This window comes from Hydrogenophaga sp., from assembly GCF_050250835.1.
Taxonomy (GTDB): Bacteria; Pseudomonadota; Gammaproteobacteria; order Burkholderiales; family Burkholderiaceae_C; genus Hydrogenophaga.
Genome location: NZ_JBFWNX010000010.1, coordinates 84,585 through 100,619 on the forward strand (window position 1 = coordinate 84,585; position 16,035 = coordinate 100,619).

The window sequence follows — 16,035 nt, forward strand, 5'->3', positions numbered from 1 at the left end:
TCAAAACCATTCATGAAAATCGCAGTTCTTCCGGGTGACGGCATCGGCACCGAAATCGTGGCCGAAGCGGTCCGGGTCCTCGACGCGCTGGACCTGCCCTTCGAGATGGAATCCGCCCTGGTCGGTGGCGCGGCCTACGAGGCCCACGGCCATCCCCTGCCCGAATCCACCCTGAAGCTGGCCATGGAAGCCGATGCAGTGCTGTTTGGCGCGGTGGGCGACTGGAAGTACGACACGCTCGACCGCCCCTTGCGCCCCGAACAGGCCATCCTGGGCCTGCGCAAGCACATGGGCCTGTTCGCCAACTTCCGCCCCGCCATCTGCTACCCCGAGCTGGTGGGCGCCTCCAGCCTCAAGCCCGAGATCATCGCCGGGTTGGACATCCTCATCATCCGCGAACTCACGGGGGACATCTATTTCGGCCAGCCGCGAGGCCGACGCACCGCCACCGACGGTCATTTCCCAGGTGCCGAAGAAGCCTTCGACACGATGCGCTACAGCAAGCCCGAGATCGAGCGCATCGCCCATGTGGCCTTCCAGGCTGCGCGCAAGCGCAACAAGAAGGTCACGAGCGTGGACAAGGCCAACGTTCTGGAAACCTTCCAGTTCTGGAAGGACGTGGTCACCGAAGTGCACCAGCAATACCCCGACGTGGAACTCGAGCACATGTATGTGGACAATGCCGCCATGCAACTGGTGCGCGCGCCCAAGAAGTTCGACGTGGTCGTCACCGGCAACATGTTCGGCGACATCCTCTCCGACGAAGCCTCCATGCTCACCGGCTCTATCGGCATGCTGCCTTCGGCCTCGCTGAACACCAAGAACCAGGGCCTGTACGAGCCCAGCCACGGCAGCGCGCCCGACATCGCAGGCAAAGGCATCGCCAACCCGCTGGCCACCATCATGAGCGCGGCCATGATGCTGCGCTTCAGCCTGAACCAGGAAGCTGCCGCACAGCGGATTGAATCTGCTGTGCAGAAAGTGCTGGCGCAGGGCCTGCGCACGCCCGACATTTTCAGCGACGGCACCACGAAGGTGGGCACCATCGAAATGGGCGACGCCGTGCTCAAGGCGCTTGGCTAAGCTAGAATCTGCGCCATGTTTGCCGCCAGCCTGTTCCATCAGAACCTCGCATCCACCGCCACGGTGGATGTCGCTGCGCGCGCAATCTCCACCAAAACCACGACCATTAAGGGCTGATCCAGCTCCGGTATCGTCGTGCGCCCTCCCTGGCCAGACGAGCCGGGGCAAACAGTCTGGTCTGTACTGTTTTTAAACTGAAAGGGCGTTGAAAATGAGCAAGTTGGTAGGCCTCGTAGGCTGGCGCGGCATGGTCGGTTCCGTGCTGATGGACCGCATGGTCGCAGAGAACGATTTCGACCTGATCGAACCGCTGTTCTTCTCCACATCCAATGCCGGCGGCAAGGCCCCGGCCATGGCCAAGAACGAAACCGCCTTGCAGGACGCGCACGACATCAAGGCGCTCCAGCGCTGCGACATCGTCATCACGGCCCAGGGCGGTGACTACACGAACGAGGTCTACCCCAAACTGCGCGCAGCCGGCTGGAAGGGCCACTGGATCGACGCCGCCTCCGCGCTGCGCATGGAGAAAGACGCCGTCATCATTCTCGACCCGGTCAACCTGCCGGTGATCCAGAAGGCCCTGGCCAACGGCGGCAAGGACTGGATCGGCGGCAACTGCACCGTGAGCTGCATGCTCATGGGCGTGGGCGCCCTGTACAAGGCCGGCCTCGTCGAGTGGATGAGCACCCAGACCTACCAGGCCGCCTCTGGCGGCGGTGCCCAGCACATGCGCGAACTGCTCACCCAATACGGCACGCTCAACGCCGAAGTCAAGGCGCTGCTGGACGACCCCAAGAGCGCCATCCTCGAGATCGACCGCAAGGTTATCGCCCGGCAGCGGGCGCTGAGCGATGCCGAAACGGCGAATTTCGGTGTACCTCTGGGCGGTTCGCTGATTCCCTGGATCGACAAAGACCTGGGCAACGGCATGTCCAAGGAAGAATGGAAGGGCATGGCCGAGACCAACAAGATCCTCGGCATGGGTGAGGGCTTCAATTCGGCGGCTATCCCGGTGGACGGCTTCTGCGTTCGCGTGGGCGCCATGCGCTGCCACAGCCAGGCCCTGACTTTCAAGCTCAAGAAGGATGTACCCGTGGCCGATATTGAAGCCATGATCGCCGCCGACAACGACTGGGTGAAGGTGGTGCCGAACACAAAAGAAGCCACGCTTAGGGATCTGACCCCGGTGGCTGTGACCGGCACGATGACCATCCCCGTGGGACGCGTGCGCAAGCTGGCAATGGGCCCGGAGTACGTGGGTGCCTTCACCATCGGAGACCAGTTGCTCTGGGGTGCGGCCGAGCCACTGCGTCGCATGCTGCGCATCCTGCTGGAGGCCTGAGCCGCTTCCGGGAGCTGGACGGAACTGGTATCCGGCGGCAGCAGATCACGTTGCGCCTCTGCAACGCAAACGCGACGCCTCATCGCAGTAGATGACCGGCTGAGAAACTCAAGCGGATTCTCAGCTTGTCACCGTAATCTGTTGATGTTAAGGTCAATTCTCGGTTTTTTACGTCGAGGTCCAAGTGCCATCCACCCCCAGTCAAACCCCATCTCCAAAGACCCGATCCTCGCAACAAAGCGTAGGAGTCCGAGGTCTTGCCCGGTTGCATGCGGTCGCTGCGGCGGCACTGCTTTGCACCACCCTGCTGCACCCCTCGGACGCTCAGGCGCTGGCGCTGGGCCGGGTAGTGGTTCAGTCGGCGCTGGGTGAACCCCTGCGAGCCGAAATCGAAGTTCCCGACATCAACAGCGAAGAAGCCTCCAGTCTTCGCGTGGGCCTGGCTTCGTCCGACGCCTTCCGCGCTGCCGGTGTCGACTACGGTGCCGCCCTGGCCAGCGTGCAGATCAGCCTGCAACGCCGCGCGGATGGCCGCGCCTATCTGCGCCTGACCAGTTCGCGCCCCATCACCGAACCCTTCGTTGACCTGATCGTTGAAGCCAACTGGTCGTCGGGCCGCATCGTGCGCGACTACACCCTGCTGTTCGATCCGCCCAACCTGCGGCCCGCGCCCCAGCCCGTGCCGCTGGCGCCTGGTGTGGCAGCACCACCGCCCTCCACCGCGCAGGCACCGCGTCCCATTCCACCGATCGCACCCGCACCTGCGGTCCGCCCGCCACAGCCTGCGTCGCCAGCCGCAAGTGCGCCGGCGCCGGCGCCGGCCCCCATTGCAAACCCTGCGCCCGCGCCAGCTCCCGCACCCGTTGCGGCCAGCAGCGGAGGCGGACAGGTGCGCGTACAGGCAGGCGACACCGCTGGCCGCATTGCGGCGGCCAACCGCCCGGCCAACGTCTCGCTGGACCAGATGCTGGTCGCCATGTTGCGCGCCAACCCAAATGCCTTCATCGGCGGCAACGTCAACCGCGTCAAGGCCGGTGCGGTCCTCGATCTGCCGGCACAACAGGAAGCTGCCGCCATCAACCCGGGTGAAGCGCGCCAGACCATTGCGGCCCAGAGCCGGGATTTCAACGAGTTCCGGCGCCGACTGGCAGGCAGTGCGCCCGACGCGGGCGTGGCCGCCGCCGATCGCCAGGCCGCGGGTCAGATTCAGACCGAAGTCAAGGACGCCAAGCCCGCTGCGCCATCGGCCGACAAGCTGACGCTGTCGAAGGAAGCGGCGGCCGCGGCCGGCCAGGCCAGCCGCGAGGATCAGATTGCCAAGGAGCGCCAGGCGAAGGATGCCTCGAACCGCGTGGCCGAACTCTCGCGCAACATTGAGGAGCTTTCCAAGCTGGGTGCGGGTACCGCACCGGGCTCATCTGCTGCGACGCCGACCGCTCCAGCCGCACCCGCAGCGCCGGCTGCCGCAGCGCCCCCGACGCCCCCCGCTGCCGAACCCCCCACCAGTGCCGCACCGGCCGTCACCCTGCCCACAACGCCGCCGCCCATGGCAGCCGCGTCCGAGCCCGCCGCCGCACAGCCGGTGGCTGCGCCTGCAGAACCTGCGGCCTCCGCGCCTTCGACCACTCCCGCGCCGGTGGCCGCCCCGAGGCCAGTGCCGGTCCCGCTGCCTGACGAACCTTCGTTCATGGACCAGTTGCGCGACAACCCGCTGGTGCTGCCCCTGGCCGGCGGCTTGCTGGCCTTGCTGGCGGCATTCGGCTTCTACCGCCTGCGCCAGCGCAAGCACGGCTCCAGCGTGGACAGCTCCTTCCTGGAGAGCCGCCTGCAGCCCGATTCGTTCTTCGGTTCCAGCGGTGGCCAACGCATCGACACCGCCGAGTCGGTGGCCTCGGGATCCTCCATGGTCTATTCGCCCAGCCAGCTCGACGCCGCCGGCGATGTGGACCCGGTGGCCGAAGCCGACGTGTACCTGGCCTACGGGCGAGACCTGCAAGCCGAGGAAATCCTCAAGGAAGCGATGCGCAGCACGCCAACGCGTGTGGCGATTCACAACAAGCTGCTGGAAATCTATGCCAAGCGCCGCGACGCCCGCGCCTTCGAAGTGGTCGCCACCGAAGCCTACGGATTGACGCAGGGCCAGGGCCCCGAGTGGGAGCACGCCTGCGAAATCGGCCGCGAACTCGATCCGTCCAATCCCTTGTACCAGCCCGGCGGTGTTCCTGCCGTGAAGGCGGGTATGGTCGCAGGCCTGGCGGGCGCCGGCATGAATACCATGCCTTTCGGCAGCAGCACGCTGGCCGAGACTGCCAACGCCGGCACCCCGTCGGACATGGCCAACCTCGATCTCGACCTGGATTTCTCGCTGGACGAGCCCTCGGCGCCCGCACCACTCGATGCATCCGGCAAAGCCGACTTGGTCGCAGCCGACGCGGCACTCTCCGGCATGGACGATCTCAATGCCACGGAAGCCCTGACCAGCCAGCGCGTGGAGGACAAGCAAACCCCGCCCTCCATGTCGATGGACTTCGACCTCGACTTCCCTTCCGGTCCCACGCCCCTGGGCCCGGACGGCGACGCAGCAGCGGCTGGCGAAACCACGTCGCTGCGGGGGTCCCTGGATCAGCCTGAGCCAATGTCGCCCGACCTCGACGTTCCAGCGCCTGCGGCCGCGCCCAGTCAGCCCGTTGCGCTGCCGGAGATGATGTCGTTCAACCTCAACGACATCAATCTGGATCTGGACGCCACGCCGTCCAAGCTGCCGCAGGACGACAACACCAGCTCGGGTCGCCTCACTGAAGAAAACCCGCTGGAGACCAAGCTCTCGCTGGCCGAGGAATTCCGAGCCATCGGTGACTTTGAGGGCGCCCGCTCCCTGGCCGAGGAAGTTCTGGCCGAGGCCTCGGGCACGCTCAAGACCAAGGCCGGCACCTTCCTTGCCGACCTGGCCTGACCAGCACCGGCTTGAATTCCCCCTTGCCCAGTTCCGTGGCGCCAGGCGCTGAACGGCGCCGGCGCGTAGCGCTGGGAGTGAGCTACAACGGACGCGCCTACGACGGCTGGCAGAGTCAGCCGGGTGGCCGCACCGTGCAAGATCAACTGGAGCTGGCGCTGAACCGCTTCACGGCACAAGAGGCCTTGAAGACCCTTTGCGCCGGCCGCACCGATGCCGGCGTGCACGGGCTGATGCAGGTGGTGCATTTCGACACGACGCTGGACCGCCCGAACAACGCCTGGGTGCGCGGAACCAACAGCTTCCTGCCCGACGACATTGCAGTGCAATGGGCGCGCCACGTACCCGACAGCTTCCATGCCCGAGCCAGCGCGCGCACACGCCGATACGCCTATGTGTTGAGCGAATCGCCCGTGCGACCCAGCGTCGACACCGGCCAGGTGGGATGGGTGTTCCGCCCGCTCGCTCTGGAGCCCATGGTGCAGGCGGCACAGGTCCTGCTCGGTGAACACGACTTCACGTCGTTTCGCGCCGCTCAATGCCAGGCCCACTCGCCTATCAAGCACCTGCTGCGGGCGGACGTGTCCCGGCGCGGCAGCTACTGGCGATTCGAATTCGAGGCCACCGCCTTTTTGCACCACATGATTCGCAACATCATGGGCTGCCTGATCGCCATCGGCACTGGCAACCGCCCACCCGAATGGATGACCGAGGTCCTGCAGGCTCGCAGCCGCGATGCCGCCGCGCCCACCTTCTCCCCCGATGGCCTGTACTTTCTCGGACCGGTCTACGATGCGTCCATGGGGCTGCCCGAGCGCACGCCCGCCTTCGACTGGTTGCCATGAACACCCACCATCACCGCACGCGCATCAAGATTTGTGGCCTGACGCGAGAGAACGACGTGGATGCGGCTGTGAGCGCCGGCGCCGATGCGGTGGGATTCGTGCTCTACGACAAGAGCCCCCGTTACGTCACGCCGCAGCGAGCTGGCGAACTGGCGCGCCGCTTGCCTCCCTTCGTCACGCCGGTGCTGCTGTTCGTCAATGCCAGCCCGGAATACGTTTCCCAAGGAAGCCGGGCCGTTCCGCAGGCGCTGCTGCAGTTTCACGGCGACGAGTCACCTGCCGAATGCGCGGCCGCCGGTCGCCCCTACATGCGGGCCGCGCGCATTCCCACCGGGTCGCACGGCAAGGACTTCGATCTCCTAAAATACGCCGAAGATCACCGGGCCGCCCAGGCCATCCTGCTCGACGCGCTGGTCGAGGGCTATGGCGGTGGTGGTCAATCCTTCGACTGGACGGCATTTCCTTGGTCACATCCGCTTCTAAACGCCAGCTCTCGCCTCGTTTTGTCTGGTGGACTCACGCCTGCAAACGTGACCGATGGCATCTTGCGCGTACGGCCCTGGGCCGTTGACGTGAGCTCCGGGGTCGAGATGTCCAAGGGCATCAAAGACTTCGACAAGATGCTCGCCTTCGTGGCCGCCGTGCGAGCGGCCGACGCACAAATCTCCCGCCTGCCCTGAAGACTCCTCCATGGTGTCCGGGCGGCAGCCGAACCGGAAACACCCCATGCAGACCTACCAGCAACCCGACGCCCGAGGCCACTTCGGCATCTACGGCGGCAGCTTCGTGAGCGAAACGCTCACCCATGCCATCAACGAACTGCGCGATGCGTACGCCAAGTACCAGCGTGACCCCGAGTTCCTGGCAGAGTTCAAGAGCGAACTCGCCCATTTCGTGGGTCGACCCAGCCCGGTGTACCACGCTGCGCGCATGAGCCGGGAGACCGGTGGCGCGCAGATATTTCTGAAACGCGAGGACCTCAATCACACCGGCGCGCACAAGGTCAACAACACCATCGGCCAGGCCATGCTGGCCCGCCGCATGGGCAAGCCGCGCATCATCGCCGAGACCGGGGCGGGTCAGCATGGGGTGGCCACCGCCACCATCTGCGCGCGCTATGGACTGGAGTGTGTGGTGTACATGGGCAGCGAAGACGTGAAACGCCAGAGCCCCAACGTCTACCGCATGAAGTTGCTGGGCGCCACGGTGGTGCCAGTGGAATCGGGCAGCAAGACGCTGAAAGATGCGCTCAACGAGGCCATGCGCGACTGGGTGGCCAACGTGGACAACACCTTCTACATCATCGGCACGGTGGCAGGCCCGCACCCCTACCCCATGATGGTGCGCGACTTCCAGAGCGTGATCGGCGAGGAGTGCCTGGTGCAGATGCCCGAGATGCTGGCCGACGCCGGTTGTCAAGGCAGTCAACCCGATGTGGTGATCGCCTGCGTGGGTGGCGGCAGCAACGCCATGGGCATCTTCCATCCCTATATCGGACACGAGAAAACGCGCCTGATCGGCGTGGAGGCCGCTGGCGAGGGATTGGAGAGTGGCAAGCACTCGGCCTCGTTGCAAAAGGGCAGCCCCGGCGTTCTGCACGGCAATCGCACCTATGTGCTGCAGGACGACAACGGCCAGGTGACCGAGACGCACAGCGTGAGCGCGGGCCTGGACTACCCCGGCGTGGGTCCCGAGCACGCCTTCCTCAAAGACATCGGTCGCGCCGAGTATGTGGGCATCACCGACACCGAGGCGCTGGCAGCTTTCCACTACCTGTGCCGCACAGAGGGCATCATCCCCGCGCTGGAATCCAGCCACGCCGTGGCCCATGCCATGAAGCTGGCCAAGACCATGAAGCCCGACCAGTCCATCCTGGTCAACCTATCGGGACGTGGCGACAAGGACATCGGCACCGTGGCCGATCTCTCCGGCGTGGACTTTTACGACCGACCCTCCATGCGCGGGCTGACCGTCAAGGGAGGCCAGACCAAATGAGCCGCATCGAACAGACCTTCGCACAACTCAAGGCCAAAAACCGCAAAGCCCTGATTCCCTATGTCACGGCCGGCTTCCCCTTTGTCGACATCACACCCGATCTGATGCACGGCATGGCCGAGGCCGGCGCCGATGTCATCGAGCTCGGCGTGCCGTTTTCCGATCCCGCCGCCGATGGCCCCGTGATCCAGAAGGCCGGCGACCGCGCGCTGGCCCTGGGCATTGGCATGACGCAGGTGCTGGCCATGGTGCGCAGCTTTCGTGAACGCAACACCACCACACCGGTGGTGCTCATGGGCTACGCCAACCCGGTCGAGCGCTACGACCAGAAACACGGCGCTGGCGCCTTCGTGCGCGACGCCAGCGTTGCCGGCGTGGACGGTGTGCTGGTGGTGGACTACCCACCCGAGGAATGCGAGGACTTCGCCTCTGCGCTGCGCGAGCATGGCATGGACCTGATCTTCCTGCTGGCTCCCACCTCGACCGACGAGCGCATGGCCCAGGTCGCCCGCGTGGCCAGCGGTTACGTGTACTACGTTTCACTGAAAGGCGTGACCGGCGCCGGCACGCTGGACGTGGGCCAGGTCGAAGCCATGCTGCCGCGCATCCGCCGGCATGTGCACATCCCGGTGGGTGTGGGCTTCGGCATCCGCGATGCAGAAACCGCATGCGCCATTGGCCAGACGGCCGACGCGGTGGTGATCGGCAGCAAGATCATCCAGTTGCTTGAAAACGAGCCGCATGAAAAAGTCGTGGCAGTGGCTTCTCAATTCCTTCGCACCATCCGAAAAGCGCTGGACGCCTGACTTGACGCCCCCACGCTCCACCGCTGCGCGGGTCGCTGCCCCCCAAAGGGGCGAGGCCTGCCTTGGGGGCGGCCCGGCGGCTGGCCCGTTTGCGCCCACTTGCATGGTTTAATTCCACTTCGCCTGCCGTCCGCAAGGAGAACAACACCATGTCCTGGCTAGAAAAACTGCTCCCCCCCAAGATCACCCCCACCGACCCCACCGAGCGCCGCAGCGTGCCCGAGGGGCTGTGGATCAAGTGCCCGAGCTGCGAGGCGGTGCTCTATAAAAACGATCTGGAAAAAAACCAGAACGTGTGCCCACATTGCAGCCACCACCACCGCATCGGGGCGCGTGCGAGGCTCAACGCCTTTCTCGACGCCGAAGGCCGCTACGAAATCGCTCAGGAAGTGCTGCCGGTCGATGCGCTGAAATTCAAGGACAGCCGCAAATATCCCGAGCGCCTAAAGGATGCGCTGGAAGCCACAGGGGAAACCGATGCGCTGGTGGTCATGGGCGGCTCGGTCCTGGGCATCAGCCTGGTCGCGGCGTGTTTTGAATTCGATTTCATGGGCGGCTCCATGGGCTCCGTGGTCGGCGAACGCTTTGTGCGTGGCGTGGAAGAAGCCATTGCCCAGAAGGTGCCCTTTGTCTGCTTCACCGCCACCGGCGGCGCACGCATGCAGGAAGGCCTGCTCTCGCTCATGCAGATGGCCAAGACCAATGCATCGCTTACCCGACTGGCCAAGAAGGGCCTGCCCTACATCAGCGTGCTGACCGATCCCACCATGGGCGGTGTGAGCGCCGGTTTCGCTTTCGTGGGCGACGTGGTGATCGCAGAGCCCAAGGCACTGATCGGTTTCGCCGGCCCTCGCGTGATCGAGAACACCGTGCGGGTGAAGCTGCCAGAAGGCTTCCAGCGCGCCGAGTTCCTGCAGACCAAGGGTGCGGTGGATTTCATCAGCGACCGGCGCGAACTGCGTGCCCACATTGCCAACTTGCTGGCAATGCTGCAGCGCCAGAGCGCCGACGCGGTGGTCAACGATTGAATGCGGCGCCCGCGACTGGGCCTCTGAAGCTCAAGCAGCTTCCCCTGTTTCCGCTACAGACTGTCCTGTTCCCGGGCGGCTGGTTGCCTTTGCGCATCTTTGAGGTGCGCTACCTGGACATGATCGGTCGCTGCCACAAGGCCGGCGCGCCCTTTGGCGTGGTGTGCCTGAGCGAAGGCAGTGAGGTACGGCGCGTCGACCCGGCGGCACCCCCCAGCGGTGGCGCGTTTGCCAAGGAGGTGTTCCACCCCGTTGGCACCTTGGCCCGGATCGAATCACTGGAACGCCCCCAGCCGGGCCTGATGATGGTTCAGTGCCGGGGCCAGCAACGCTTTCAAGTGACGCGCCGCAACCAGTTGTCGCACGGACTTTGGGTGGCCGATGTACAGCTGGACGAACCCGAAGCAACCGTGACCGTGCCAGAACACCTCGTCAACACCCGCGACGCGCTGCAACGCCTGCTGAACAACCTGCAGGAGCGCGATCCGCAAAGCCTGGAGCAACTGCCCTTGCGACCGCCCTACCGTTGGGACGACAGCGGCTGGGTCGCCAACCGCTGGGCGGAGCTGCTGCCCGCACCGCCAGAACTCAAGCAACGCCTGATGGCGCTGGACAACCCACTGCTGCGGCTGGAACTGGTGTCCGACTTGCTGGAGCGGCTCGGCCTGGAAAACTGAGACAGCCTCGCCGTCTCTTCACGCGGGCAACAGTGAGAGCGCCTGCATGTAACGCGGGCTCACCGTCAGCGCATCCCACGGCAGCGCCGGGGCGGTCGGCAACAGCGCCAGGCGGCGCTCCTCACTAACGGCATCTGGCTGCCAGCGCCCTTCCACCACCGCGCGCGCGAGTGAATCAATGGCTTCGTCGATGGGCGCACCACCGTCCACCACCGACTGGTTGCACAACAAGACGAGGTCGCAGCCGGCTTGCAGCGCGGCCAGGGTCGCCGTCGTGAAGTTCACCGCCTGGCCGTCGATCTGGCGCGCAGCGGCCATGCTCAGGTCGTCGCTGAAGATGGCCCCGGTGAAACCCAGTTGGCGCCTGAGCACGTCCTGCAACCAGCGCGCCGAGAAGCCCGCCGGGCGCTGATCCACGCGGGGGTAGATGACGTGCGCCGGCATCACGGCCTGCAGACTGGCCGACAGCCAGCCGTAGGGCGCTGCGTCATCGGCCAGGATGGCATCCAGGCCTCGGGGATCCACCGGAATGGCGAGATGCGAGTCCGCCTGCACGAAGCCATGGCCGGGAAAATGCTTGCCGCAGTGCCCCATGCCGCTTTGCAGCAAACCGTGCATGAGGCTTTGCGCCAGCAGTGTGACCATGCGTGGATCGCGCCCGAAGGATCGGTCGCCGATGACCGAACTTTCACCGAAGTCCAGATCCAGCACCGGCGCGAAACTCAGGTCAATGCCGCACGCACGCAGCTCGGCGCCGAGCACGTAGCCGACAGCAGTCGCGGCGTTCGTGGCCTCCAGCGCCGCCACACCCTCCGCCTTGCCTTCGCGCATCCACAGTGCGCCTAGAGTTGCCATGGGTGGCAGGTGGGTGAAGCCATCGGTGCGAAAGCGCTGAACCCGACCACCTTCGTGGTCCACGGCGATCAACAGGTCGGGGCGCACGGCCTTGATCTGGCGGCACAGCGCCGTGAGTTGATCGCGGTCCTTCCAGTTGCGGCCGAAAAGGATCACGCCACCCACCAGCGGGTGGGCCAGGCGCTGGCGGTCGAGCGTGGTGAGCCGGTGGCCCGCGACGTCAATGACAAGTGGAGCGTGGGGGTTCATGGGTGAATGGGGATGGGACGAGTCAGGTCCGTTCGACGACCACAAAGCTGGCGGCGTAGTCCGTCTCGTCGGTCACGGTCACATGGGCGCGCAACCGCTGGGCTTCGAACCAGGTCTTGAGCTCGCCGTGCAGCACGATGACAGGCTGGCCCGAAGGCAGGTTGGAGATTTCACAGCGCCGCCAGCTCATGGGCATGCGCATGCCAAGCCCGATGGCTTTGGAGAAGGCTTCTTTGGCAGAAAATCGCGTGGCCAGGAAACGCAGACCACGCTGCGCGTTGCGCGCGCTGCGACGGCGCCAGACTGCGATCTCGGCCTCGGAAAGCACCTTCTGCACGAAGCGCTCGCCCTGCCGCCCGAAGGTCGCCTCCAGGCGGCGGATGTCGCAGATGTCGGTGCCGATCCCGTAAATCATGAGGCGAAGGCTTCGGCGATGCAGCGGTTGTAGGCGGCGATGGTGGCGGCGTAGCCCATCTCCAGGGCGTCGGAAATCAAGGCATGGCCGATGGACACCTCGCTCACACTGGGCACGGTGCGCACGAACGCGGTCAGGTTGTCGAGGTTGAGGTCGTGTCCCGCATTGACACCCAGCCCGACGTCCAGCGCCGCCCGTGCAGCGACACGAAAGCGTTCGAGCTGCACATCCCGACGTTGTACGGTGGCCCATGCGGCTGCATAGGGCTCGGTGTAGAGCTCCACCCGATCGGCACCCACCGCCTTGGCACCCGCCATCGGGTCCGGTTCGGCATCCATGAACAGGCTCACGCGCGCACCCAGCGCCTTGGCTTCGGCGACCAGCGGGCGCAGGCGCTCGGCATCGGCCGGGAAGTTCCAACCATGATCGCTGGTGAACTGACCTTCGCTGTCGGGCACGAAAGTCACCTGGTGCGGCCTCACGGCGCGCACGAAGTCCATGAGGTTGTGGAACGGATTGCCCTCGATGTTGTACTCGCGATCTGGCCAGTCCTTGAGCAGCGCCGCCAGTTCGTGCACGTCCTGAGCGCGGATATGGCGTTCGTCGGGACGCGGGTGCACCGTGATGCCGTGCGCTCCGGCCTGCAGGCACAGTGCGGCCGCGCGCGTGACGGAGGGAATGCCCAGGTGGCGCGTGTTGCGCACCAGGGCCACCTTGTTGAGGTTCACCGACAGCGCCGTCGGGAGATTCGGGGAAACAGGAGCCACGGTCATGGAGCGGTCACGCTGGGGTTCGGATCGGAAGGGGAATCGCCGTCCAGTTCCGCCGGCGGTGAGCGTCGGGTCATGGCCTGCACGTCGAGCATCAGTTGGCGGGTTTTGAACACACGCACACCGCAATGGTAGTGCAGCAGGTTGCGCAGCGGCAGGCGGATCGCCTGCAGGCACGAGCCGCAGGCGCGCAAGGTAGGCACGAACGGCGTCGGTTCGTCCATGGCCACCTGCAGCTCCAGCCACCGGGCGCCGATAAGCGCCTGTTCGTCGTCGGCCGGGGCGGCGCTCAGCCCGCTCTCCGGCACCAGCACATAGCGGCGCAGCGGGTCGAGCTGGGAAAGCGTGCTGCCCTCCTGAGAGAGGTCGGGCAGCAGCCCCACATCTCGCAGCAGCAGCAATTCGAAGGCGCGCAAGATGAGTTGCTGAGCATCGCTTTTTTCGGCCAGCAGTTGCACGGCGGTGGTGAAGTGATCGAACAGGCGCTCATGGGGATCGTCGCGTGCCAGCAAGCGCATGAGCAATTCGTTGAGGTAACTGCCCGAGACCAGCGCTTCGCCGGTGGGCATGACGTGACCCCCCTGCCATTGGGCGCCTTTGAGCGTGCGCACTTCGGCGTCTCCAGTCCAGGACACATGCAGCGGCTGCAGGGGCAGCAGCACTGGCCGAAACTGGGAACTGGGCCGCTTCACCCCTTTGGCCACCAGTGCAATGCGGCCATGGTGCCGGGTGAAGACCTCGAGCACCAGGCTGGTCTCGCTCCAGTCGTAGCGGTGGAGGACGAAGGCGGGTTCGTCGATGAATCGTTTCAGGGCCATGGGGCGCGGCCTGGTGCGTCCAGCGGACCCGCTCTACTCGTAGCCGAAGGAGCGCACCCGGGCATCGTCGTCCGCCCACCCGGATCGCACCTTCACCCACAACTCCAGGAACACCTTGCAGTCCCAGAGCTTCTCCAGCTCCTGACGGGCCTCCGTGCCGATGCGCTTGAGCTTCTCTCCACCCTCGCCAATCACCATGCCCTTGTGTCCCTCGCGCTCCACCACGATGGTCGCGGCGATGCGCTTGAGCGCTCCCTCTTCCTCGAACTTGTCAATCACCACGGTGGACGTGTACGGCAATTCATCACCGGTGAGGCGGAACAGCTTCTCTCGCACCATCTCGCTGGCCATGAAGCGCTCGCTTCGATCCGTCAGCTCGTCGGGATCGTGCATCCACGCTTGCTGTGGCAGGTACTTCTCGCAAATGGCGAACAAGCGCTGAATGTCCTTTTGCGCCTTGGCCGACATGGGCACGAACTCGGCAAAAGGATGACGCTCCTGCATGGAGCGCAGCCAAGGCGCCAGGTCGCCACGCCGATGCACCAGATCAAACTTGTTCGCCAGCAGCACCACTGGCACATTGGCTGGCAGCAGTGAAAGTACCTTGGCATCGGCCAGATTGAAATGCCCGGCCTCCACCACGAAAAGAATCAGGTCCACGTCGCTCACCGCACCCACCACGGTTTTGTTGAGCGCGCGATTGAGGGCGTTACCGTGGCGGGTCTGGAAACCCGGCGTGTCCACGAAGACGAACTGCGTTGGGCCCACGGTGCGCATTCCGGTGATGCGGTGCCGCGTGGTCTGGGCCTTGCGCGAAGTGATGCTGACCTTCTGGCCCACCAACGCGTTGAGCAGGGTCGACTTGCCAACATTGGGTTTGCCCACAATGGCAACGTAACCACAGCGCTGGTCGGCAGGGTCTACCAGTTGGGGCGCTTCTTCTGCGGCGCTTGCGGGGGCGGAGGATTCCCTTCCCAGGGCGCGCGCCAGCATGGCGTCGAGCTCGGGATTGGAAGGCGGTTGTGCAGGGGCAGCGGACATGGATTCAGGATGACTGGGCAGCGCGGTTGACCACGGGAGCCTCGGGTGCTGGGACGCCGGCAGGGGACGTCGCGGCATGGAGGTGTTGCAACATGGCGGCCGCAGCCGCCTGCTCGCCAGCGCGCCTGGAAGCCCCGATGCCGCGTTCGCAGTGACCGGTTTCCGTCACGGTGCACTCCACGTCAAAGGTCTGCTGGTGCGCCTCGCCCAGCGTGGCAACCACGCGATAGACCGGCAGTTTCATTTTGCGCGCCTGTAGCCACTCCTGCAATTCGGTCTTGGGGTCCTTGCCCATCGCGCTCATCTGGGCGTTGAGTTCAATACCGCTGTAGAGCCGATGCACAACCGCTGCGGCAGCTTCGAAGCCCGCGTCGAGATAGACCGCGCCGATCACAGCTTCGAGCGCGTCAGCCAGTATGGAGGGACGCTTGTGACCGCCGGAGCGCTTTTCTCCATCCCCCAGACGCAAGCCGACGGAAATCCCCAGCCCTGTGGCGATCTGCGCGAGCGTGTCCTGTTTGACGAGGTTGGCGCGCACACGGGAAAGATCACCCTCGGGCAACTGGTTCAGCTTTTCGAACAGCAGGCCGGAGACAGCCAGGCTGAGCACCGAGTCACCGAGAAACTCGAGACGTTCGTTGTGATCGGCGGTGAAACTGCGGTGCGTGAGCGCGCGCTCTAGCAGGCGCGGGTTGGCAAACTGGTGTTGCAGGCGCTTTTGCAGCGCCACAAGCTCCGGGTTCAAGGCACAGGGCGCCCGCCGGGACGCTTCCAGTCCACGGCAACCATCATTTGGATCGTCCCTCGTACTTCATCACGAGGTGCGCCGGACCCACCAGGTGGATCTCGCGCAGGTAGGCGAAGGACACCACGACCCGATCGCCCTCCTTGCCCACGGTCAGGTCCTTGCCGGAAATGGTCCGGATGTCGTCGATCTGAGCCGCCTTGTCGAAAGTGCTGCGCACCTCGGCCACCGTGGTGCCGCCGGCGGCCTTGTCCACCGCCTTCTGGACGGCCATGTACTCGATGTAGGTGGGCGCCACCTGGGCCAGGATGACGCCCGTGTAGGCCAACAGCACCCCTACGATGATCAGACCGATGAAGGTCAAGCCCTTTTGTTGACGTTTCAATGCCATGACTTCATTCTCCTGAGACTTG

At 65.2% G+C, this 16,035-nt stretch carries 16 protein-coding genes; 9 read left to right on the forward strand and 7 right to left on the reverse strand.

What is annotated here, in order from left to right:
• Nucleotides 1-12: 12 nt before the first annotated feature.
• From leuB to AB7F11_RS13770, 9 genes are all read left to right on the forward strand, one after another.
• Nucleotides 13-1,083 carry a 3-isopropylmalate dehydrogenase gene (gene leuB / locus AB7F11_RS13730; protein WP_428290967.1) on the forward strand — a complete coding sequence of 357 codons (1,071 nt, stop codon included), beginning with the start codon at nucleotides 13-15 and terminating at the stop codon, nucleotides 1,081-1,083.
• Between the two features lie 211 nt (nucleotides 1,084-1,294).
• On the forward strand, nucleotides 1,295-2,425 hold the full coding sequence (asd, locus tag AB7F11_RS13735) for an aspartate-semialdehyde dehydrogenase (RefSeq protein WP_428290968.1): 1,131 nt from the start codon (nucleotides 1,295-1,297) through the stop codon (nucleotides 2,423-2,425).
• A 265-nt stretch (nucleotides 2,426-2,690) separates the two neighbouring features.
• Complete coding sequence (locus AB7F11_RS13740; protein WP_428290969.1) at nucleotides 2,691-5,378, forward strand: FimV/HubP family polar landmark protein; 2,688 nt, start codon at nucleotides 2,691-2,693, stop codon at nucleotides 5,376-5,378.
• 23 nt (nucleotides 5,379-5,401) lie between these two features.
• Nucleotides 5,402-6,223, forward strand: coding sequence for a tRNA pseudouridine(38-40) synthase TruA (gene truA, locus AB7F11_RS13745; protein ID WP_428290970.1), 822 nt, complete (start codon nucleotides 5,402-5,404; stop codon nucleotides 6,221-6,223).
• On the forward strand, nucleotides 6,220-6,903 hold the full coding sequence (locus tag AB7F11_RS13750; protein WP_428290971.1) for a phosphoribosylanthranilate isomerase: 684 nt from the start codon (nucleotides 6,220-6,222) through the stop codon (nucleotides 6,901-6,903). The genes truA and AB7F11_RS13750 overlap by 4 nt, the downstream gene beginning before the upstream one ends.
• A 46-nt stretch (nucleotides 6,904-6,949) precedes the next feature.
• Nucleotides 6,950-8,218, forward strand: coding sequence for a tryptophan synthase subunit beta (trpB, locus tag AB7F11_RS13755; RefSeq protein WP_428290972.1), 1,269 nt, complete (start codon nucleotides 6,950-6,952; stop codon nucleotides 8,216-8,218).
• Nucleotides 8,215-9,024 carry a tryptophan synthase subunit alpha gene (gene trpA, locus AB7F11_RS13760; RefSeq protein ID WP_428290973.1) on the forward strand — a complete coding sequence of 270 codons (810 nt, stop codon included), beginning with the start codon at nucleotides 8,215-8,217 and terminating at the stop codon, nucleotides 9,022-9,024. Before trpB ends, trpA begins: the two co-directional genes overlap by 4 nt.
• A 149-nt stretch (nucleotides 9,025-9,173) precedes the next feature.
• The gene (gene accD / locus AB7F11_RS13765) at nucleotides 9,174-10,052 is read left to right on the forward strand and encodes an acetyl-CoA carboxylase, carboxyltransferase subunit beta (RefSeq protein ID WP_428290974.1); all 879 of its coding nucleotides are present in this window, start codon (nucleotides 9,174-9,176) and stop codon (nucleotides 10,050-10,052) included.
• Entirely contained in the window at nucleotides 10,049-10,729 is a 681-nt protein-coding gene (locus AB7F11_RS13770) for an LON peptidase substrate-binding domain-containing protein (RefSeq protein WP_428290975.1), read from the forward strand. The genes accD and AB7F11_RS13770 overlap by 4 nt, the downstream gene beginning before the upstream one ends.
• 18 nt (nucleotides 10,730-10,747) lie before the next feature.
• On the opposite strand, the gene nagZ is transcribed toward AB7F11_RS13770, so the two are convergent.
• Genes nagZ through AB7F11_RS13805 form a run of 7 tightly spaced genes read right to left on the reverse strand, consistent with a single transcriptional unit; the run spans nucleotide 10,748 to nucleotide 16,013 of the window.
• Nucleotides 10,748-11,833, reverse strand: a complete 1,086-nt coding sequence (gene nagZ / locus AB7F11_RS13775) for a beta-N-acetylhexosaminidase (protein ID WP_428290976.1) — start codon at nucleotides 11,831-11,833, stop codon at nucleotides 10,748-10,750.
• A gap of 22 nt (nucleotides 11,834-11,855) precedes the next feature.
• Nucleotides 11,856-12,248 carry a holo-ACP synthase gene (acpS, locus tag AB7F11_RS13780; protein WP_428290977.1) on the reverse strand — a complete coding sequence of 131 codons (393 nt, stop codon included), beginning with the start codon at nucleotides 12,246-12,248 and terminating at the stop codon, nucleotides 11,856-11,858.
• Entirely contained in the window at nucleotides 12,245-13,021 is a 777-nt protein-coding gene (locus AB7F11_RS13785; protein ID WP_428290978.1) for a pyridoxine 5'-phosphate synthase, read from the reverse strand. The genes acpS and AB7F11_RS13785 overlap by 4 nt, the downstream gene beginning before the upstream one ends.
• Nucleotides 13,018-13,836 (reverse strand): DNA repair protein RecO, encoded by an 819-nt coding sequence (recO, locus tag AB7F11_RS13790; RefSeq protein WP_428290979.1) that lies wholly within the window; start codon nucleotides 13,834-13,836, stop codon nucleotides 13,018-13,020. Before recO ends, AB7F11_RS13785 begins: the two co-directional genes overlap by 4 nt.
• Before the next feature lie 33 nt (nucleotides 13,837-13,869).
• Nucleotides 13,870-14,877 (reverse strand): GTPase Era, encoded by a 1,008-nt coding sequence (gene era / locus AB7F11_RS13795; RefSeq protein WP_428290980.1) that lies wholly within the window; start codon nucleotides 14,875-14,877, stop codon nucleotides 13,870-13,872.
• 4 nt (nucleotides 14,878-14,881) lie between these two features.
• Nucleotides 14,882-15,622 carry a ribonuclease III gene (gene rnc, locus AB7F11_RS13800; RefSeq protein WP_428290981.1) on the reverse strand — a complete coding sequence of 247 codons (741 nt, stop codon included), beginning with the start codon at nucleotides 15,620-15,622 and terminating at the stop codon, nucleotides 14,882-14,884.
• Nucleotides 15,623-15,665: 43 nt separating this feature from the next.
• Nucleotides 15,666-16,013 (reverse strand): DUF4845 domain-containing protein, encoded by a 348-nt coding sequence (locus tag AB7F11_RS13805; RefSeq protein WP_428290982.1) that lies wholly within the window; start codon nucleotides 16,011-16,013, stop codon nucleotides 15,666-15,668.
• Between the last annotated feature and the right edge of the window lie 22 nt (nucleotides 16,014-16,035).

Bases quoted from the DNA above. Each gene is read 5' to 3' on its own strand.
- leuB (WP_428290967.1), top strand. From the start codon at position 13: ATGAAAATCGCAGTTCTTCCGGGTGACGGCATCGGCACCGAAATCGTG.
- asd (WP_428290968.1), top strand. From the start codon at position 1,295: ATGAGCAAGTTGGTAGGCCTCGTAGGCTGGCGCGGCATGGTCGGTTCC.
- AB7F11_RS13750 (WP_428290971.1), top strand. From the start codon at position 6,220: ATGAACACCCACCATCACCGCACGCGCATCAAGATTTGTGGCCTGACG.
- trpB (WP_428290972.1), top strand. From the start codon at position 6,950: ATGCAGACCTACCAGCAACCCGACGCCCGAGGCCACTTCGGCATCTAC.
- trpA (WP_428290973.1), top strand. From the start codon at position 8,215: ATGAGCCGCATCGAACAGACCTTCGCACAACTCAAGGCCAAAAACCGC.
- accD (WP_428290974.1), top strand. From the start codon at position 9,174: ATGTCCTGGCTAGAAAAACTGCTCCCCCCCAAGATCACCCCCACCGAC.
- nagZ (WP_428290976.1), bottom strand. From the start codon at position 11,833: ATGAACCCCCACGCTCCACTTGTCATTGACGTCGCGGGCCACCGGCTC.
- acpS (WP_428290977.1), bottom strand. From the start codon at position 12,248: ATGATTTACGGGATCGGCACCGACATCTGCGACATCCGCCGCCTGGAG.
- AB7F11_RS13785 (WP_428290978.1), bottom strand. From the start codon at position 13,021: ATGACCGTGGCTCCTGTTTCCCCGAATCTCCCGACGGCGCTGTCGGTG.
- recO (WP_428290979.1), bottom strand. From the start codon at position 13,836: ATGGCCCTGAAACGATTCATCGACGAACCCGCCTTCGTCCTCCACCGC.
- era (WP_428290980.1), bottom strand. From the start codon at position 14,877: ATGTCCGCTGCCCCTGCACAACCGCCTTCCAATCCCGAGCTCGACGCC.
- AB7F11_RS13805 (WP_428290982.1), bottom strand. From the start codon at position 16,013: ATGGCATTGAAACGTCAACAAAAGGGCTTGACCTTCATCGGTCTGATC.